The sequence below is a fragment of the Streptomyces sp. NRRL WC-3618 genome, assembly GCF_001280005.1.
In the GTDB taxonomy this organism is placed as follows: domain Bacteria; phylum Actinomycetota; class Actinomycetes; order Streptomycetales; family Streptomycetaceae; genus Streptomyces.
Genome location: NZ_LGDW01000001.1, coordinates 121,359 through 136,044 on the forward strand (window position 1 = coordinate 121,359; position 14,686 = coordinate 136,044).

10 protein-coding genes and 1 pseudogene are annotated in these 14,686 nt (G+C 70.0%); 3 read left to right on the forward strand and 8 right to left on the reverse strand.

Features of this window, described 5'->3' with window-relative positions:
• Nucleotides 1-39 precede the first annotated feature (39 nt).
• A pseudogene (locus ADL01_RS00575) lies at nt 40-1,625 on the forward strand (MFS transporter); the annotation flags it as partial.
• 171 nt (nt 1,626-1,796) lie between these two features.
• Here ADL01_RS00575 and serA read toward each other — a convergent pair.
• The 6 genes from serA to ADL01_RS00605 form a co-directional block, all read right to left on the reverse strand.
• Nucleotides 1,797-3,386, reverse strand: coding sequence for a phosphoglycerate dehydrogenase (gene serA, locus ADL01_RS00580; protein ID WP_053739833.1), 1,590 nt, complete (start codon nt 3,384-3,386; stop codon nt 1,797-1,799).
• Between the two features lie 250 nt (nt 3,387-3,636).
• Nucleotides 3,637-4,635, reverse strand: a complete 999-nt coding sequence (gene ilvC / locus ADL01_RS00585) for a ketol-acid reductoisomerase (RefSeq protein WP_053739834.1) — start codon at nt 4,633-4,635, stop codon at nt 3,637-3,639.
• Nucleotides 4,636-4,753: 118 nt separating this feature from the next.
• Nucleotides 4,754-5,281 (reverse strand): acetolactate synthase small subunit, encoded by a 528-nt coding sequence (gene ilvN, locus ADL01_RS00590; protein WP_053739835.1) that lies wholly within the window; start codon nt 5,279-5,281, stop codon nt 4,754-4,756.
• Nucleotides 5,282-5,301: 20 nt separating this feature from the next.
• Nucleotides 5,302-7,149 (reverse strand): acetolactate synthase large subunit, encoded by a 1,848-nt coding sequence (locus ADL01_RS00595; protein WP_199834716.1) that lies wholly within the window; start codon nt 7,147-7,149, stop codon nt 5,302-5,304.
• 255 nt (nt 7,150-7,404) lie between these two features.
• Nucleotides 7,405-10,425, reverse strand: coding sequence for a putative bifunctional diguanylate cyclase/phosphodiesterase (locus tag ADL01_RS00600; protein ID WP_053739837.1), 3,021 nt, complete (start codon nt 10,423-10,425; stop codon nt 7,405-7,407).
• A 402-nt stretch (nt 10,426-10,827) separates the two neighbouring features.
• Nucleotides 10,828-11,778: a 2-hydroxyacid dehydrogenase gene (locus ADL01_RS00605; RefSeq protein ID WP_053739838.1), complete on the reverse strand. Its 951-nt coding sequence runs from the start codon at nt 11,776-11,778 to the stop codon at nt 10,828-10,830.
• Nucleotides 11,779-11,854: 76 nt separating this feature from the next.
• On the opposite strand from ADL01_RS00605, the gene ADL01_RS00610 reads away from it, so the two are divergent.
• Together ADL01_RS00610 and ADL01_RS00615 are read left to right on the forward strand one after the other, a co-directional pair.
• Nucleotides 11,855-12,853: an aldo/keto reductase gene (locus ADL01_RS00610; RefSeq protein WP_078960240.1), complete on the forward strand. Its 999-nt coding sequence runs from the start codon at nt 11,855-11,857 to the stop codon at nt 12,851-12,853.
• A gap of 93 nt (nt 12,854-12,946) precedes the next feature.
• Nucleotides 12,947-14,122 (forward strand): PQQ-dependent sugar dehydrogenase, encoded by a 1,176-nt coding sequence (locus tag ADL01_RS00615; protein WP_078960241.1) that lies wholly within the window; start codon nt 12,947-12,949, stop codon nt 14,120-14,122.
• 2 nt (nt 14,123-14,124) lie between these two features.
• On the opposite strand, the gene ADL01_RS00620 is transcribed toward ADL01_RS00615, so the two are convergent.
• Nucleotides 14,125-14,382: a DUF6191 domain-containing protein gene (locus tag ADL01_RS00620; RefSeq protein ID WP_053739840.1), complete on the reverse strand. Its 258-nt coding sequence runs from the start codon at nt 14,380-14,382 to the stop codon at nt 14,125-14,127.
• 16 nt (nt 14,383-14,398) lie between these two features.
• Nucleotides 14,399-14,659: a type II toxin-antitoxin system RelE family toxin gene (locus ADL01_RS00625; RefSeq protein WP_063783424.1), complete on the reverse strand. Its 261-nt coding sequence runs from the start codon at nt 14,657-14,659 to the stop codon at nt 14,399-14,401.
• Between the last annotated feature and the right edge of the window lie 27 nt (nt 14,660-14,686).

Sequence of the window (14,686 nt, forward strand, 5' to 3'; positions counted from 1 at the left end):
TCCTAGACAGCCGTTTAAAACAGCCGTACATTTCTCGGCATGACGAACTCGACGACACCGACGAGCACGACCCCTTCCCCCGGCCCCCGTGCCGGCCGCCGCGAATGGACGGCGTTCGGTGTGCTGATGCTGCCGCTGCTGCTGGTCTCGATGGACGTCTCCGTCCTCTACTTCGCGGTCCCCGCGATCAGCGCCGACCTGGCACCGACCGGCACCCAGCAGCTGTGGATCTTCGACATCTACGCCTTCGTCCTGGCCGGCCTGCTGATGACGATGGGCTCGCTCGGCGACCGCATCGGCCGCCGCAAGCTCCTCCTCATCGGCGCCGCCGCCTTCGGCGCGGGCTCGCTGCTCGCCGCCTACGCGAACAGCGCCGAGACCCTGATCGCGGCCCGCGCGGTCCTCGGTATCGGCGGCGCGACCCTGATGCCGTCGACGATGGCCCTGATCCGCACGATGTTCAGCGACCCCGGCCAGCGCGCCAAGGCGCTCGGCCTGTGGTCGGGCGTGATGACCGGCGGTGTCGCCCTCGGCTCGGTGATGAGCGGACTGCTCGTCCAGTACTTCTGGTGGGGCTCGGTCTTCCTGGTCAACCTGCCCGCGATGGGGCTGCTGCTGGTCCTCGGCCCGATCCTGCTCACGGAGTCGAAGAACCCGAACCCCGGTCGCTTCGACCTCCTCAGCGTCCCCCTGTCGATGGCGGCCGTGCTCCCCGTGGTCTACGGCCTGAAGGAGATCCCGTCGGAGGGCTGGCACACGGAATACGTTCTCTCGCTCACCGTCGGCCTGTTCTTCGCGTACCTCTTCGTCCAGCGCCAGCGCACGACGGCCTCGCCCCTCATCTCCCCCGCGCTGTTCCGGGGGCGCGGCTTCGGCCCGGCCGTCTTCCTGAACCTCCTCTCGGCGTTCGCGATGATGGGCTCGGCGTACTTCACCACGCAGTACCTCCAGTCGGTGCTGGGCAGGAGCTCCCTTGAGGCCGCGCTGTGGAGCCTGCTGCCCGCGGTCCTGGTCGGCGCCGCCGCACCGGCGTCGGCCGCCCTGGTCCAGCGGGGCGTCGACCGCGCCCACGTCGTCGCCGGCGGCTTCGCCGGCGCGGCCTGCGGATACGGGCTGCTGGCCCTGGTCGGCACGGACTCCCTGTGGCTGGTGCTGATCGGGGCGGGCGTCCTCGCGGCCGGCATCGTCACCGTGATGTCCCAGATGATGGACCTGGGCCTGAGCACCGCCCCCCTCGACAAGGCGGGCGCCGCCTCCTCCCTGCTGGAGACGGGCGCGGAGTTCGGCGGCGCGCTGGGCATGGCCGTACTGGGCTCGATCGGTACGGCGGTCTACCGCCACGGCATCCCGGCCGCGGCACCCGCCCCGGCCCACGAAACCCTGGGTGGCGCCCTGGCAGTGGCCCAGCAACTCCCGGCGCGCACGGGAGACGCGCTGATCGCCACGGCAAGGGAGGCGTACACCCACGGGATGCAGGCGGCGGCCGTCGCGGGCGTGGTGGTGTCACTGGGAGCGGCACTACTGGCGGCGCGGGCACTGCGGGGGGTGACGGTGCGGGAAGCGGTGAGTGAGTGAGGGGAACGGAAAACGCCGGTCGGGCTGAGAAACTCAGCCCGACCGGCGTTTGCGCGTGCTCCTGGCCGACGGCCACTCCCAGCCCGTCCGGCACTTACGCGGCTCCGGTCCAGGCAATCCCAGCCCGTCCGGGGGTCCCCCCTCTGGGGGAGTTTGAGGACGAGGCCCCTTCAGGGCCGAAGCGGGGGCCTGGGGGCGGCAGCCCCCAGACGACGGTCACCTCAGACCAGGTTGACCGATCGAGCAGACGTCGCGCCGATCTCCTCGGCAACCTCGTTCAGCACACCCACGGCCACCGTGTCATCGACGGTCAGCACGGCCAGCGCCTCGCCCCCCGCCACCGACCGCGAAACCTGCATCCCGGCGATGTTGATCCCGGCCTCACCGAAGATCCGCCCCACCGTGCCGACGACGCCCGGCCGGTCCGCGTACCGGTACACGACCATGTGGTCGGCGAGCGCGAGGTCGACATCGTACTCACCGACGGCGACGATCTTCTGGTGGTTCTTGGGACCGGCGAGCGTGCCGGAGACCGACACCTCCTCGCCGTTGCTGAGCGTGCCGCGCACGGTCACGACGTTGCGGTGGTCGGCCGACTCCGAGCTGGTCGTCAGCCGCACCTCGACGCCGCGCTCCTGCGCGAACAGCGGGGCGTTGACGTAACTGACGGTCTCGTCGACGACGTCCTCGAACACGCCCTTCAGCGCGGAGAGCTCGAGCACCTTCACGTCGTGCTGGGTGATCTCGCCGTACACCTCGACGTCGAGACGGACCGCGACCTCACCCGCGAGCGCGGTGAAGATACGGCCGAGCTTCTCGGCGAGCGGCAGACCCGGCTTGACGTCCTCGGCGATGACGCCGCCCTGGACGTTCACCGCGTCCGGGACCAGCTCACCGGCGAGCGCGAGACGCACCGAGCGGGCGACGGAGATACCGGCCTTCTCCTGCGCCTCGTCGGTGGACGCGCCGAGGTGCGGGGTGCAGACGACCTCGTCGAGCTCGAACAGCGGGGAGTCCGTGCAGGGCTCCTTCGCGTACACGTCGAGACCGGCGCCGGCGACGCGGCCCTCCTTGAGCGCCGAGTACAGCGCCTCCTCGTCGACGATCCCACCGCGCGCGGCGTTCACGATCCGCACCGACGGCTTGACCTTGTGCAGCGCCTCGTGACCGATGAGACCGACCGTCTCGGGGGTCTTGGGCAGGTGCACGGTGATGAAGTCGGAGACTTCCAGCAGCTCGTCGAGGGTGAGGACCTTGACACCCATCTGCGCGGCCCGGGCAGGCTGGATGTAGGGGTCGTAGGCGACGACCTTCATGCCGAACGCCGACATGCGCTGGGCGACCAGCGCGCCGATGCGTCCGAGGCCGACGACACCGAGGGTCTTCTCGGCCAGCTCGACGCCGGTGTACTTCGAACGCTTCCACTCGCCGTTCTTCAGCGCGGAGTTGGCCTGCGGGATGTGGCGCGCGGTGGCCAGCAGCAGACCGCAGGCGAGCTCGGCGGCGGTGACGATGTTCGAGGTGGGCGCGTTGACGACCATCACGCCGGCCTTGGTGGCGGCGGAGACGTCCACGTTGTCCAGGCCGACACCGGCTCGCGCGACGACCTTCAGCTTGCGGGCGGCGGCGACCGCCTCGGCGTCGACCTTGGTGGCCGAGCGGATCAGGATGGCGTCGACGTCGGCGATGGCGGGGAGCAGTTCGGCTCGGTCCGCTCCGTTGCAGTGCCGGATCTCGAAGTCCGGGCCGAGCGCGTCGACAGTCGCGGGCGACAGCTCTTCAGCGATGAGTACGACAGGTTTCGAGCTCACGTGTGTCCTCACTCAGTCCTATGCGGACGGCCGTCCCGACGGCCGCAGGCGGTGGAGGGGCTACCGCGTTGGAGACGCACGACGCTGTGGGCCTGACGCGTATGTAGTACGGCAGTGTAGTGGCGCGGCGAAGGCGTCCGGCGCCCCTGCGGAAGGATCACTCATCCGTGGGCGGCCTACGCGGACAAGGCCTTACCCAGGGTTCGGAAACGAGGCCGCGGCATGCGCCGCGGCCCCCGCCCCTCAGGGCTTACGCCTCGTCGTCGACCCAGGACATGAGCTTGCGGAGCTCCTTGCCCGTGGTCTCCAGGAGGCTCTTCTCGTCCTGCGACTTGTACTCGTTGTACTTCTTCAGACCGCCGTGGTACTCGGCCATCCACTCGCGCGCGAAGGTGCCGTCCTGGATCTCGGCGAGGACCTTCTTCATCTCGGCCTTGGTGGCGTCCGTGATGATCCGCGGGCCGGTGACGTAGTCGCCCCACTCGGCGGTCTCGGAGACCGACCAGCGCATCTTCTCCAGGCCGCCCTCGTACATGAGGTCGACGATCAGCTTGAGCTCGTGCAGGCACTCGAAGTACGCGATCTCCGGCTGGTAGCCGGCCTCGGTCAGCGTCTCGAAACCGGCCTTGACCAGCGCGGCGGTACCACCGCAGAGGACGGCCTGCTCACCGAACAGGTCGGTCTCGGTCTCCTCGGTGAACGTCGTCTTGATGACGCCGGCACGGGTGCCGCCGATGCCCTTGGCGTACGACAGGGCCAGCGCGAAGGCGCCGCCGGTCGCGTCCTGCTCGACGGCCGCGATACACGGAACGCCGCGGCCCTCCTCGTACTGGCGGCGCACGAGGTGGCCCGGGCCCTTGGGGGCGACCATGCAGACGTCGATGCCGGCCGGGGGCTTGATGAAGTCGAAGCGGATGTTCAGGCCGTGGCCGAAGAACAGCGCGTCGCCCTCGCTGAGGTTGTCCTTGATGGACTCCTCGTAGACCTGGGCCTGGATCGGGTCCGGGACGAGGATCATGATGACGTCGGCCTCGGCGGCGGCCTCGGCGGGCGTCACCACGCGCAGGCCCTGCTCCTCGGCCTTCGCCTTCGACTTGGAGCCCTCGTGCAGACCGACACGGACGTCGACACCCGAGTCACGGAGCGACAGCGCGTGGGCGTGGCCCTGGCTGCCGTAACCGATGACCGCGACCTTGCGGCCCTGGATGATGGACAGGTCGGCGTCGGCGTCGTAGAACAGCTCGGCCACTTTGGGTTCTCTCCTTGAGTACAGGTGTTGCGTCCCACCGTATGACGGCGGGCGGGAGTGAGGTTTCGGGGTCTCGGTATACGGGCGGCCGGTGTCACCCGACCGCCCTCATCCGCGGTTACGCCGACCGGTCGAGGGCCCGCAGCGACCGGTCGGTGATCGAGCGCGCGCCGCGCCCGATCGCGATCGTGCCGGACTGCACCAGTTCCTTGATGCCGTACGGCTCCAGCATCTTGAGCATGGCGGACAGCTTGTCGCTGCTGCCGGTGGCCTCGATGGTGACGGCCTCCGGGGAGACGTCGACCGTCTTGGCGCGGAAGAGCTGGACGATCTCGACGATCTGGGAGCGCGTCTCGTTGTCCGCGCGCACCTTCACCAGAACGAGTTCACGCTGAACGGCCGAGCCGGATTCCAGTTCGACGATCTTCAGCACGTTGACGAGCTTGTTGAGCTGCTTGGTCACCTGTTCGAGGGGAAGTGCCTCGATCACGTTGACCACGATGGTGATGCGGGAGATCTCGGGGTGCTCGGTGACGCCGACGGCGAGCGAGTCGATGTTGAAGCCGCGCCGGGAGAACAGGGCGGTGATCCGGGCGAGGACACCTGGCTTGTTCTCGACGAGGACGGAGAGGGTGTGCTTGGACATGTCTTGGGGATCTTCCTCGCTCAGTCGTCTTCGTTGTCGCCGAAGTCGGGGCGGACGTCCCGGGCGGCCATGATCTCGTCGTTGGAGGTGCCGGCGGCGACCATCGGCCACACCATGGCGTCCTCGTGGACGATGAAGTCGATCACCACGGGGCGGTCGTTGACCGAGTTCGCCTCCTCGATGACCTTGTCGAGGTCTTCCGGGGACTCGCAGCGGATCGCGTAGCAGCCCATCGCCTCGGACAGCTTCACGAAGTCGGGGACGCGGGTGCCCTTGGCGTCCGGATTGACGTCGTTGGGGCCGGAGTGCAGCACGGTGTTGGAGTACCGCTGGTTGTAGAACAGGGTCTGCCACTGGCGGACCATCCCGAGGGCGCCGTTGTTGATGATGGCGACCTTGATCGGGATGTTGTTGAGCGCGCAGGTGGTGAGTTCCTGGTTGGTCATCTGGAAGCAGCCGTCACCGTCGATCGCCCAGACCGTACGGTCCGGGGCGCCGGCCTTGGCTCCCATCGCGGCCGGGACCGCGTATCCCATCGTCCCGGCGCCGCCGGAGTTCAGCCAGGTCGCGGGCTTCTCGTACTGGATGTAATGCGCGGCCCACATCTGGTGCTGGCCGACGCCCGCCGTGAAGATCGTGCCCTCGGGCGCGAGCTGTCCGATGCGCTCGATGACCTGCTGGGGCGAGAGCGAGCCGTTGTCGGGCTGCTCATAGCCGAGCGGGTAGGTCTCGCGCCAGCGGTTGAGGTCCTTCCACCACGCGGTGTAGTCGCCGGTCTGGCCCTCGCTGTGCTCCTTCTGCACGGCCTGGACCAGGTCGGCGATGACCTCGCGGGCGTCTCCGACGATCGGGACGTCGACGGCCCGGTTCTTGCCGATCTCCGCCGGGTCGACGTCGGCGTGGACGATCTTGGCGTACGGGGCGAAGCTGGACAGCTTGCCGGTGACGCGGTCGTCGAAGCGGGCTCCGAGGGCGACGATCAGGTCGGCCTTCTGCAACGCGGTGACGGCGGTGACCGCACCGTGCATGCCCGGCATTCCCACGTGCAGCGGGTGACTGTCGGGGAATGCGCCGAGCGCCATCAGTGTGGTGGTGACGGGCGCTCCGGTGAGCTCGGCGAGAACCTTGAGCTCGGCGGTGGCCTGCGCCTTCATGACGCCGCCACCCACGTACAGGACGGGCCGCTTGGCGCTGGTGATCAGTTTCGCGGCCTCGCGGATCTGCTTGGCGTGCGGCTTGGTCACCGGGCGGTAGCCGGGCAGGTCCTGCTGCGGCGGCCAGGAGAACGTCGTCTGCGCCTGCAGGATGTCCTTCGGGATGTCCACGAGGACCGGTCCCGGCCGGCCGGTGGAGGCGATGTGGAACGCCTCGGCGATCGCCTTCGGGATGTCCTCGGCCCTGGTGACCAGGAAGCTGTGCTTGGTGATCGGCATGGTGATGCCGACGATGTCCGCCTCCTGGAAGGCGTCCGTGCCGATCGCCTTGGAGACGACCTGGCCGGTGATCGCGACCAGCGGCACCGAGTCCATCATCGCGTCCGCGATCGGTGTGACCAGGTTGGTGGCACCCGGGCCCGAGGTGGCCATGCACACGCCGACCTTGCCGGTGGCCTGCGCGTAGCCGGTGGCCGCGTGGCCGGCGCCCTGCTCGTGCCGGACGAGCACGTGCCGCACACGCGTGGAGTCCATCAGCGGGTCGTACGCGGGAAGGATCGTGCCGCCGGGAATGCCGAATACCGTCTCGGCCCCGACCTCCTCAAGCGAGCGGATGAGGGACTTCGCTCCCGTGACGTGCTCGGGTGCGGACTGCTGTCCTCCGGAACGGGGCCGCGGCTGCGGGTGATGGGCCCCGGTGGCCTGCTCGGTCATCGGCATTCTCTTCTCGATGCTGAGGGTTTTTGCGAGGTTTGTGCGGTGTGCGTTGCGATTGCGTCACTGTTCGACCGGTTCCGGTGCAACAAAAAACCCCTCGTGCCGTGAGGCAAGCGAGGGGAGCGCGCCGGGTGCGGTCGCTGGAGGTTCCGGGTCCGTCCGAAACGTTCACCAGCGTCAGCCGACGCGCTTTCCAAGTACGAGAATTCGGGTGCGCATGGGGTCGACCCTCCCCCCGGCACACACCGACTGTCAAGTGGGTGGGACGGGAGTCTCATTATGTGAGCGGAGGGCCGTTCCGCCTCCGAAAACAGCGGGCACACCCGTACTTGTGTACACCCCGGAGCCGCCCCCCGCGAACGCGGGCTCGGCCGGACCATTCGGCACCGGATAGCGGCCGGTGGACAGGGCCCGGCGCAGCCGGTACTCGTCCAGCGGCGCGGAGAAGGCCATGCCCTGGCCGTGCGTGCAACCCATCGCACGCAGGGCGACCACCTGCTCCGGCAGGTCCACCCCGTCGGCGACGGACTGGAGCCCCAGATCGTTGGCGATTCTGAGCAGCCCGCCGGTGATCTTGTGCAGCTGCGGCGACTCGACGACGCCCTCGACCAGACCGCGGTCGAGTTTCAGTACGTCGACGGGGAGCCGCCGCAGCGCCGTGATCGCCGCGTAGCCGCTGCCGAAGCCGTCCAGCGCGATCCGTACGCCGAGCAGCCGGAAGGCGTTCAGGCGGCGCTCCAGCTCGTCCAGGGAGACCCGGGGGTCGGTGTCCGCGAGTTCGATCTCCAGGGCGCCCGTGGGGAGCCCGTGGCGGGTCAGCAGGGTCTCGATCGACCCGAGGGGCAGGGAGCGGTCGAGGATCCGGTGGGCGCTCATCCGGACGGCGACGGGGACGGCGAGCCCGGTCGCGGCGCGTTCGGCGGCCAGTTCTACGGCCTCCTCCAGCATCCAGCGGTCCAGGTCGGCGGTCTTGTCGCCGTCCTCGGTGACGCGCAGGAACTCGGCGGGCGTGAAGAGGACACCCTGGGAGGAGCGCCATCGCGCCTGGGCGGAGACCGAGGTGATCCTGCCGCTGTCCAGCGCCACCACGGGCTGGTGCAGCAGCGCGAACTCGCCGTCGTGCAGAGCGGCACGCAGGCGCGTGGCCAGTTCCGCCTTCCGTGCGACGTCCTGCTGCATCTGGGGCGCGTAGAGCTCGACGCGCCCCTTGCCGGAGGCCTTGGCGCGGTACATCGCCAGGTCGGCGTTGCGCAGCAGCTCGCCCGCGCCGAGGCCGGGCTCCGCGAAGGCGACGCCGATGGAGGCGTTGACCCGGACATCGTTGCCGTTGATCTCGTACGGCTGCGAGAGGGTGAGGCGCAGCCTGTTGGCCAGTTCCATTATGTGGCGTTCACGCGCGCCGCGGTCCCGGGTGCCGTCGCCGACGATCAGGGCGGCGAACTCGTCACCGCCGAGCCGCGAGGCGGTGTCCCCGTACCGGACGGCGTCGTGGAGCCTGCGGGCGGCCTGGACGAGGAGTTCGTCCCCGGCCTGGTGCCCGATGGTGTCGTTGACGGCCTTGAAGCCGTCGAGATCGATGAAGAGGACGGCCGTGCCGCGGTCGGTGGAGCGGCGGCCGGACAGGGCCTGCTGCACGCGCTGGGTGAACAGCGCGCGGTTGGGCAGGTCGGTGAGCGGGTCGTGCTCGGCGTTGTGCTGCAACTGTGCCTGGAGCCGCACTCGCTCGGTGACGTCCCGGCTGTTGAAGATGAGGCCGCCGTGGTGCCGGTTGACCGTGGACTCCACGTTCAGCCAGCCTCCGCCGCTCTCGGTTTCGGTCGATCGGGAGGTGCCCCCACCGCCGGCCTTGAAGCGGCACTCGATGCGGGTGGTGGGTTCGTCGTCGGGGCTGGCGGCGAGGAAGCGGCGCAGTTCGTGCACCACGCAGCCCAGGTCCTCCGGATGGATGAGATGGGCCAGTTCGGTGCCGACGAGCTCCTCCGCGGACCGTCCGTAGACCCCCGCGGCGGCCGGGCTGACGTACCGGAGCATCCCGCTCGGGGCGGCGATCATGATGACGTCGCTCGAGCCCTGCACCAGGGAGCGGAAGTGGTTCTCCTTCTGCGCCAGCTCCTGGGTGAGGGTGATGTTGTCGAGCAGCATGATGCCCTGGCGCACCACGAGCGCGAGGACGACGGCGCCCGCGGTGATGAGCACCACACGGTCGGGGCTGCGGCCGTTGAGCACGTTGTAGAGGATGCCCAGCGTGCACACGGCGGCGGCCAGATACGGCGTGAGCGCGGCCAGCGAACCGGTGACGGGCCGGTTGACCGGATACCGGCCGTGATCGCCTCCGGGTGCGGGCGCAGACCCCTGCCCGGGGGCCGGCGCGTGGCTCTGGCGGGGTACGGGCCGGGGCCCGCCGGGCCTGCCCGGGTGCTGTCGCCCGGGTCGATGTTCGTGCACCACGCGCGTGTGCCCCTCGGATGTACCCGGGCCGCCCTGGCCGGAGTCGACCCATGGCGCGTACGCCAGCAGCAGCGAGCCGGCGAACCAGCCCGCGTCGAGCAACTGGCCCGAGTGGTAGCTGTTGTGCATGAGGGGCGAGGTGAACAGGGCGTCGCAGCCCACGGTCAGGGCGAGCGCGCCGATCGCGGTGTTGGCGGCGGAGCGGCTCGCCGTGGAGCGCCGGAAGTGCAGCGCCAGGATCATGCTGACGAGGGCGATGTCGAGCAGGGGGTAGGCCAGCGACAGCGCGGCGTGCGCGACGCTCGGCCCGTCGAACCTCGCCGCCTGGGCCAGGGCGAGGCTCCAGGACAGGGTGAGCAGCGAACCGCCGATCAGCCAGGCGTCGAGGACCATGCAGACCCAGCCGGCCTTGGTCACCGGCCGCTTGGCGAGGACCAGGAGTCCCACGATGGCGGGCGGGGCGAAGCACAGGAAGAACAGGTCGGCGAAGCTCGGGCTCGGCACATCCCGCTGGAGCACGACCTCGTACCAGCCCCAGACGAGGTTGCCCAGGGAGGCCATGGCGGAGGACAGCGCGAAGAGTAGCCAGGCGGGTCGAAAGCGGATCCGGCGCCGGGCGTAGAGGAAACAGGACACGGCCGCGGCGGCCGCCGCGGCGCTCAGCCCGAAGTCGCCCATGATCAGGGCGAGTCGGGGCGACCCCCAGCCGAGCGCGGAGCCGACGGCGTATCCCGCGCACACCAGGGCGAATACGAGCTGCGTGACCAGGCTCGCGCCTCTACCGGAGACCGGTCGGCGCGCCAACAGTGTCCCGGGGGAACTCACCGGACGCTCCGGGCCCGCGCCGTGCCCGTGTCCCGCGTGCCCCGGTGCGCCAGGTGCACGGCGGGGGCGGGGTGCGTGGAGTGGTCGTGCCGTCGGCGAACGCTGTGCCGGCGGTGCTGGTGATGGCTGCTGTGACCGCGTCTGCCCGCGGTCGTGCGCCAGGGTTGCCGTCGGCGGCCCCGCCGCGTCGGATCGTTCGTCCATTGGCCGTGCATCGCCCGTCGCCCCCCTCACAGTCTGCAATGTCCATCCCCGGCGCCGATCGTTGCGCGGCGCAGCCCCTGTCGGGACGATACACCAGTCTCGTCACTCAGGGACATAGTTCCTCTACTCTCCGTAACGACAAGTGGCGGCAGCGACACACCCCGCATCCGAGGGAATGCGGAGGGTGTCCGAAGTGGATCAGGCGTCGCCCGCCCCCGTCGTAAGGATCACGTTCCGCAGCGGTTCCTGGTTCAGGAAGCGGCCGAGCTGGTCCACCAGCAGCCGATCGGCGCGTGGCCGGAACGCGGATGTCGGGCCGCCGACATGCGGGCTGATGAGCACGCCGGGCGCCTGCCACAAGGGATGTGCCGGAGGCAACGGCTCCGGATCGGTGACGTCGAGGGCGGCCGTGAGGCGCCCCGATTGCAGCTCGGCCAGCAGCGCCTCGGTGTCGACGACGGGCCCCCTGGCCACGTTCACGAGGAGCGCGCCGTCCTTCATCCGCGCCAGGAACTCGGCGTCCACCAGCCCTCTTGTCTGATCGGTGAGGGGCGTCGCGAGGATCACGATGTCGGCCTCGGGCAGGAGGGCGGGCAGTTCGGTGAGCGGATGCACCGGTCCGCGCGCCGTGGTGCGCTCAGAGCGCGCGACGCGCGCCACCCGCGTGAGCTCGAAGGGCGCGAGCCGGTCCTCGATGGCGGCGCCGATGGAGCCGTAGCCGACGATGAGGGCGGTCTTGTCGGCGAGCGCCGGCCGGAACCCGCCCAGCCACTCCCCCTTGTCCTGCGCCCGCACGAAGTCGGGGATGCCGCGCAGCGAGGCCAGGATCAGGGTGAGGGCGAGCTCGCCGGTGCTCGCCTCGTGCACCCCGCGCGCGTTGCACAGCCGTACGCCCGGGCGCAGGTGCCCGAGCCCTGGCAGGACGTTGTCGACGCCGGCGGACAGCGTCTGGAGAACCTGGACGTGGGTCATGTCCGGCAGGGGACGTACGCAGAGCTCGACGGGCTTCATGTACGGGACGACGTAGAAGGCGCAGTCGGCCGGGTTCCCGGGGTAGTCGTGATCGCCGTTCCAGAAGAGGTAACGGGGGCCGTCGGGGAGGCCCTTGACCTCCTCCGGCGGGATGGGGAGCCACACGTCAGCAGTCATGGTCACGAGCGTAGGCGAACCCCTGTGCGTACAGAGGTTAGGTTTGGGGTGCAAGGAGAGAGAGGTTCACGACCAGGTGGAGCGCAGGACGATCGGCGCGGCGGCGCTCGAAGTGGGGGCCGTGGGCCTCGGGTGCATGCCGATGAGCTGTGCCTACAGCGCTTCTCGGCAGCGTGGCGAGGAGTCGGTGCGAGCTGTGCACCGGGCCCTGGACGAGGGCTCGTCGCTGCTGGACACCGCCGACATGTACGGCCCGTTCACCAACGAGCTGCTGGTGGGGCGGGTGTTGAGGCAGCGGCGTGCGGACGCCTTCGTGTCGACGAAGGTCGGTCTGCTGGTGGGCGATCAGCACATCGTGGCCAACGGCCGCCCGGGATACGTGAAACGGGCCTGCGACGCCTCGCTCCGCCGCCTCCAGACGGATGTCATCGACCTCTACCACCTGCATCGCGCGGACCCGGAGGTGCCCGTCGAGGAGACGTGGGGCGCCCTGGCGGAACTCGTACAGGCGGGAAAGGTACGGGCGTTGGGGCTGTCCGCGATGGGCGCGCGGGCCGGGCGCCGGTCGGCGGGCGGTCTGCACGACGCGACGGTCCGTCAACTGGAGCGGGTGCAGCAGGTGTTCCCGGTCAGCGTGGTGCAGGCCGAGCTGTCGGTGTGGTCGAGGGAGGCGCTGGAGACGCTGCTGCCGTGGTGTGCGGCGCGCGGGATCGGCTTCCTGGCGGCGATGCCGCTGGGCAACGGCTTCCTGACCGGGACGCTGACCCCGGGCGAGGGCTTCGAACGGGAGGACCTCCGCGCCCGCCACCCCCGGTTCACGGCCGAGATGATGGCCGCGAACCAGCCGATCGTGGCCGGCCTGCGCCGGGTCGCGGCACGGATCGGTCCGGACGTCTCCCCGGCCGAGGTGGCACTGGCGTGGGTGCTCGCGCAGGGCCGGCACGTGGTGCCCGTACCGGGGGCGAAGCACGAACGGTGGGTGGCGCAGAACGCGCGGGCGGCGCGCCTGCGGCTGTCGCCGACGGACCTGGCCGAGGTGGCGGGCCTGCCCAGGGCGCAGGGGTCGTGGGACTAGGACGACCCAGACCGGCATCAGGCTCGGCGGATCGGGAACTCGTGGGGCGCGGACGAGGTATGACAGGGAGAACCCCGTCGCGTCGAAGGGACCATGATCGTGCAACGTAGAGCTGTGACGGCCGTGCTGGCCGCGGCCACGCTCCTGCTCGCGGCCGGCTGCTCCTCCGACGCGGGAGGCGGCGGGGGCGCGGGCGGCAGCGACACCGCGTCGCCGAGCCGTACCGGTCCGCAGGCCGCGCCCTCCGCCCGGGCGACCGAGCCGGCCCCGCCGGCCAAAGGCTCGGTGAAGGTGCTGCGCACGGTCGCCGAGGGCCTGAAGACCCCCTGGGGCCTGGCCCCGCTGCCGGACGGCGATCTGCTCGTCTCCTCCCGTGACGAGGGCACGATCACCCGGGTCGACTCGAAGACGGGCAAAAAGACGGAGCTGGGCGAGGTGCCGGGCGTCTCGGCGGCCGGCGAGGGTGGTCTGCTGGGCCTCGCGCTGTCTCCTTCCTTCGCGTCGGACCACATGGTCTACGCGTACTTCACGACGGACTCGGACAACCGGATCGCCCGCATGCTGTACGAGGAGAAGAAGCCGGCGGGCGAGCAGTTGGGTGCCCCGAACACGGTCCTGCGTGGCATCCCCAAGGGCTACATCCACAACGGCGGCCGGATCGCCTTCGGCCCGGACAGGATGCTGTACGCGGGCACGGGCGAGACTGGTGAGAGGGGCCTGGCGCAGGACAAGGCGTCGCTGGGCGGCAAGATCCTGCGGCTGACCCCGGAGGGCGAACCGGCCCCGGGCAACCCCTTCCCCGACTCCCCGGTGTACTCGTACGGCCACCGCAATGTGCAGGGCCTCGCCTGGGACTCGAAGCAGCGGCTGTTCGCCTCGGAGTTCGGCCAGGACACCTGGGACGAGCTGAACCAGATCAAGCCTGGCGACAACTACGGCTGGCCCGAGGCGGAGGGCGACAGCGACGACTCCGCGTTCCACAACCCCGTCGCGAAGTGGCACACGGACGACGCGTCACCCAGCGGCATCGCCTACGCCGAGGGCTCGATATGGATGGCGGGGCTGAAGGGCCAACGCCTGTGGCGGGTCCCCCTGAAGGGCACGGAGGCCGCGGCCGACCCGCAGGGCTTCCTCAAGGGCGAGTACGGCAGGCTCCGTACGGTCGTGTCGGCGGGCGGCGACAAGCTGTGGCTGGTGACCAGCGAGACAGACGGCAGGGGGTCCCCGGAGAGCGGGGACGACCGGATTCTGGAGCTTCAGGTGACGTGACTTCAGGTGACGTGAGGCGAGTCCGGCTCCTCCGCGCCTCCCGGTTCCTCCGGTTCCTCCGCGCCTCCCGGTTCCTCCGAGCTTCCGGGTTCCTCCGGCTGCTCGGAGCGGCGTATGACGACCTTTCCGGACGCGAGGTCTATCGGCCCGCGTCCGGGGTCGGTGTCGCCGACGTCCTCGCGGGTCAGCTCCAAACGTTTCTGCTCGTCACGCGTGTGCTTGCGTCCCGGTGCGAAGAGCTCCTCGAACATGTTGAACACAAGGCATGGCTCCCGACTACTCGTCTTCGATGAGCGACTGATCGAGGATCGCCACGGAAACCAGGATCAGGAACGCCCGGTGAACCATGTAGTCGACGGTCAGGCCCGAGGCCACGGACACCACGCGGATGTCCTCGCCGCTGACCGCCTGCGACACCGGCGTGAAGGGGTCCTCGGCGAGCTTGTTCAGGCCCCGCTCCAGAAGCTTGCGCCGGTCCTCGGAGAGTGCGTCACGCTGCGCGGCAGCGCGTTCGGTGTACTCGATCTGGTACAACACAGCGCCTCCGCCAGTAGGTGGGTCTCC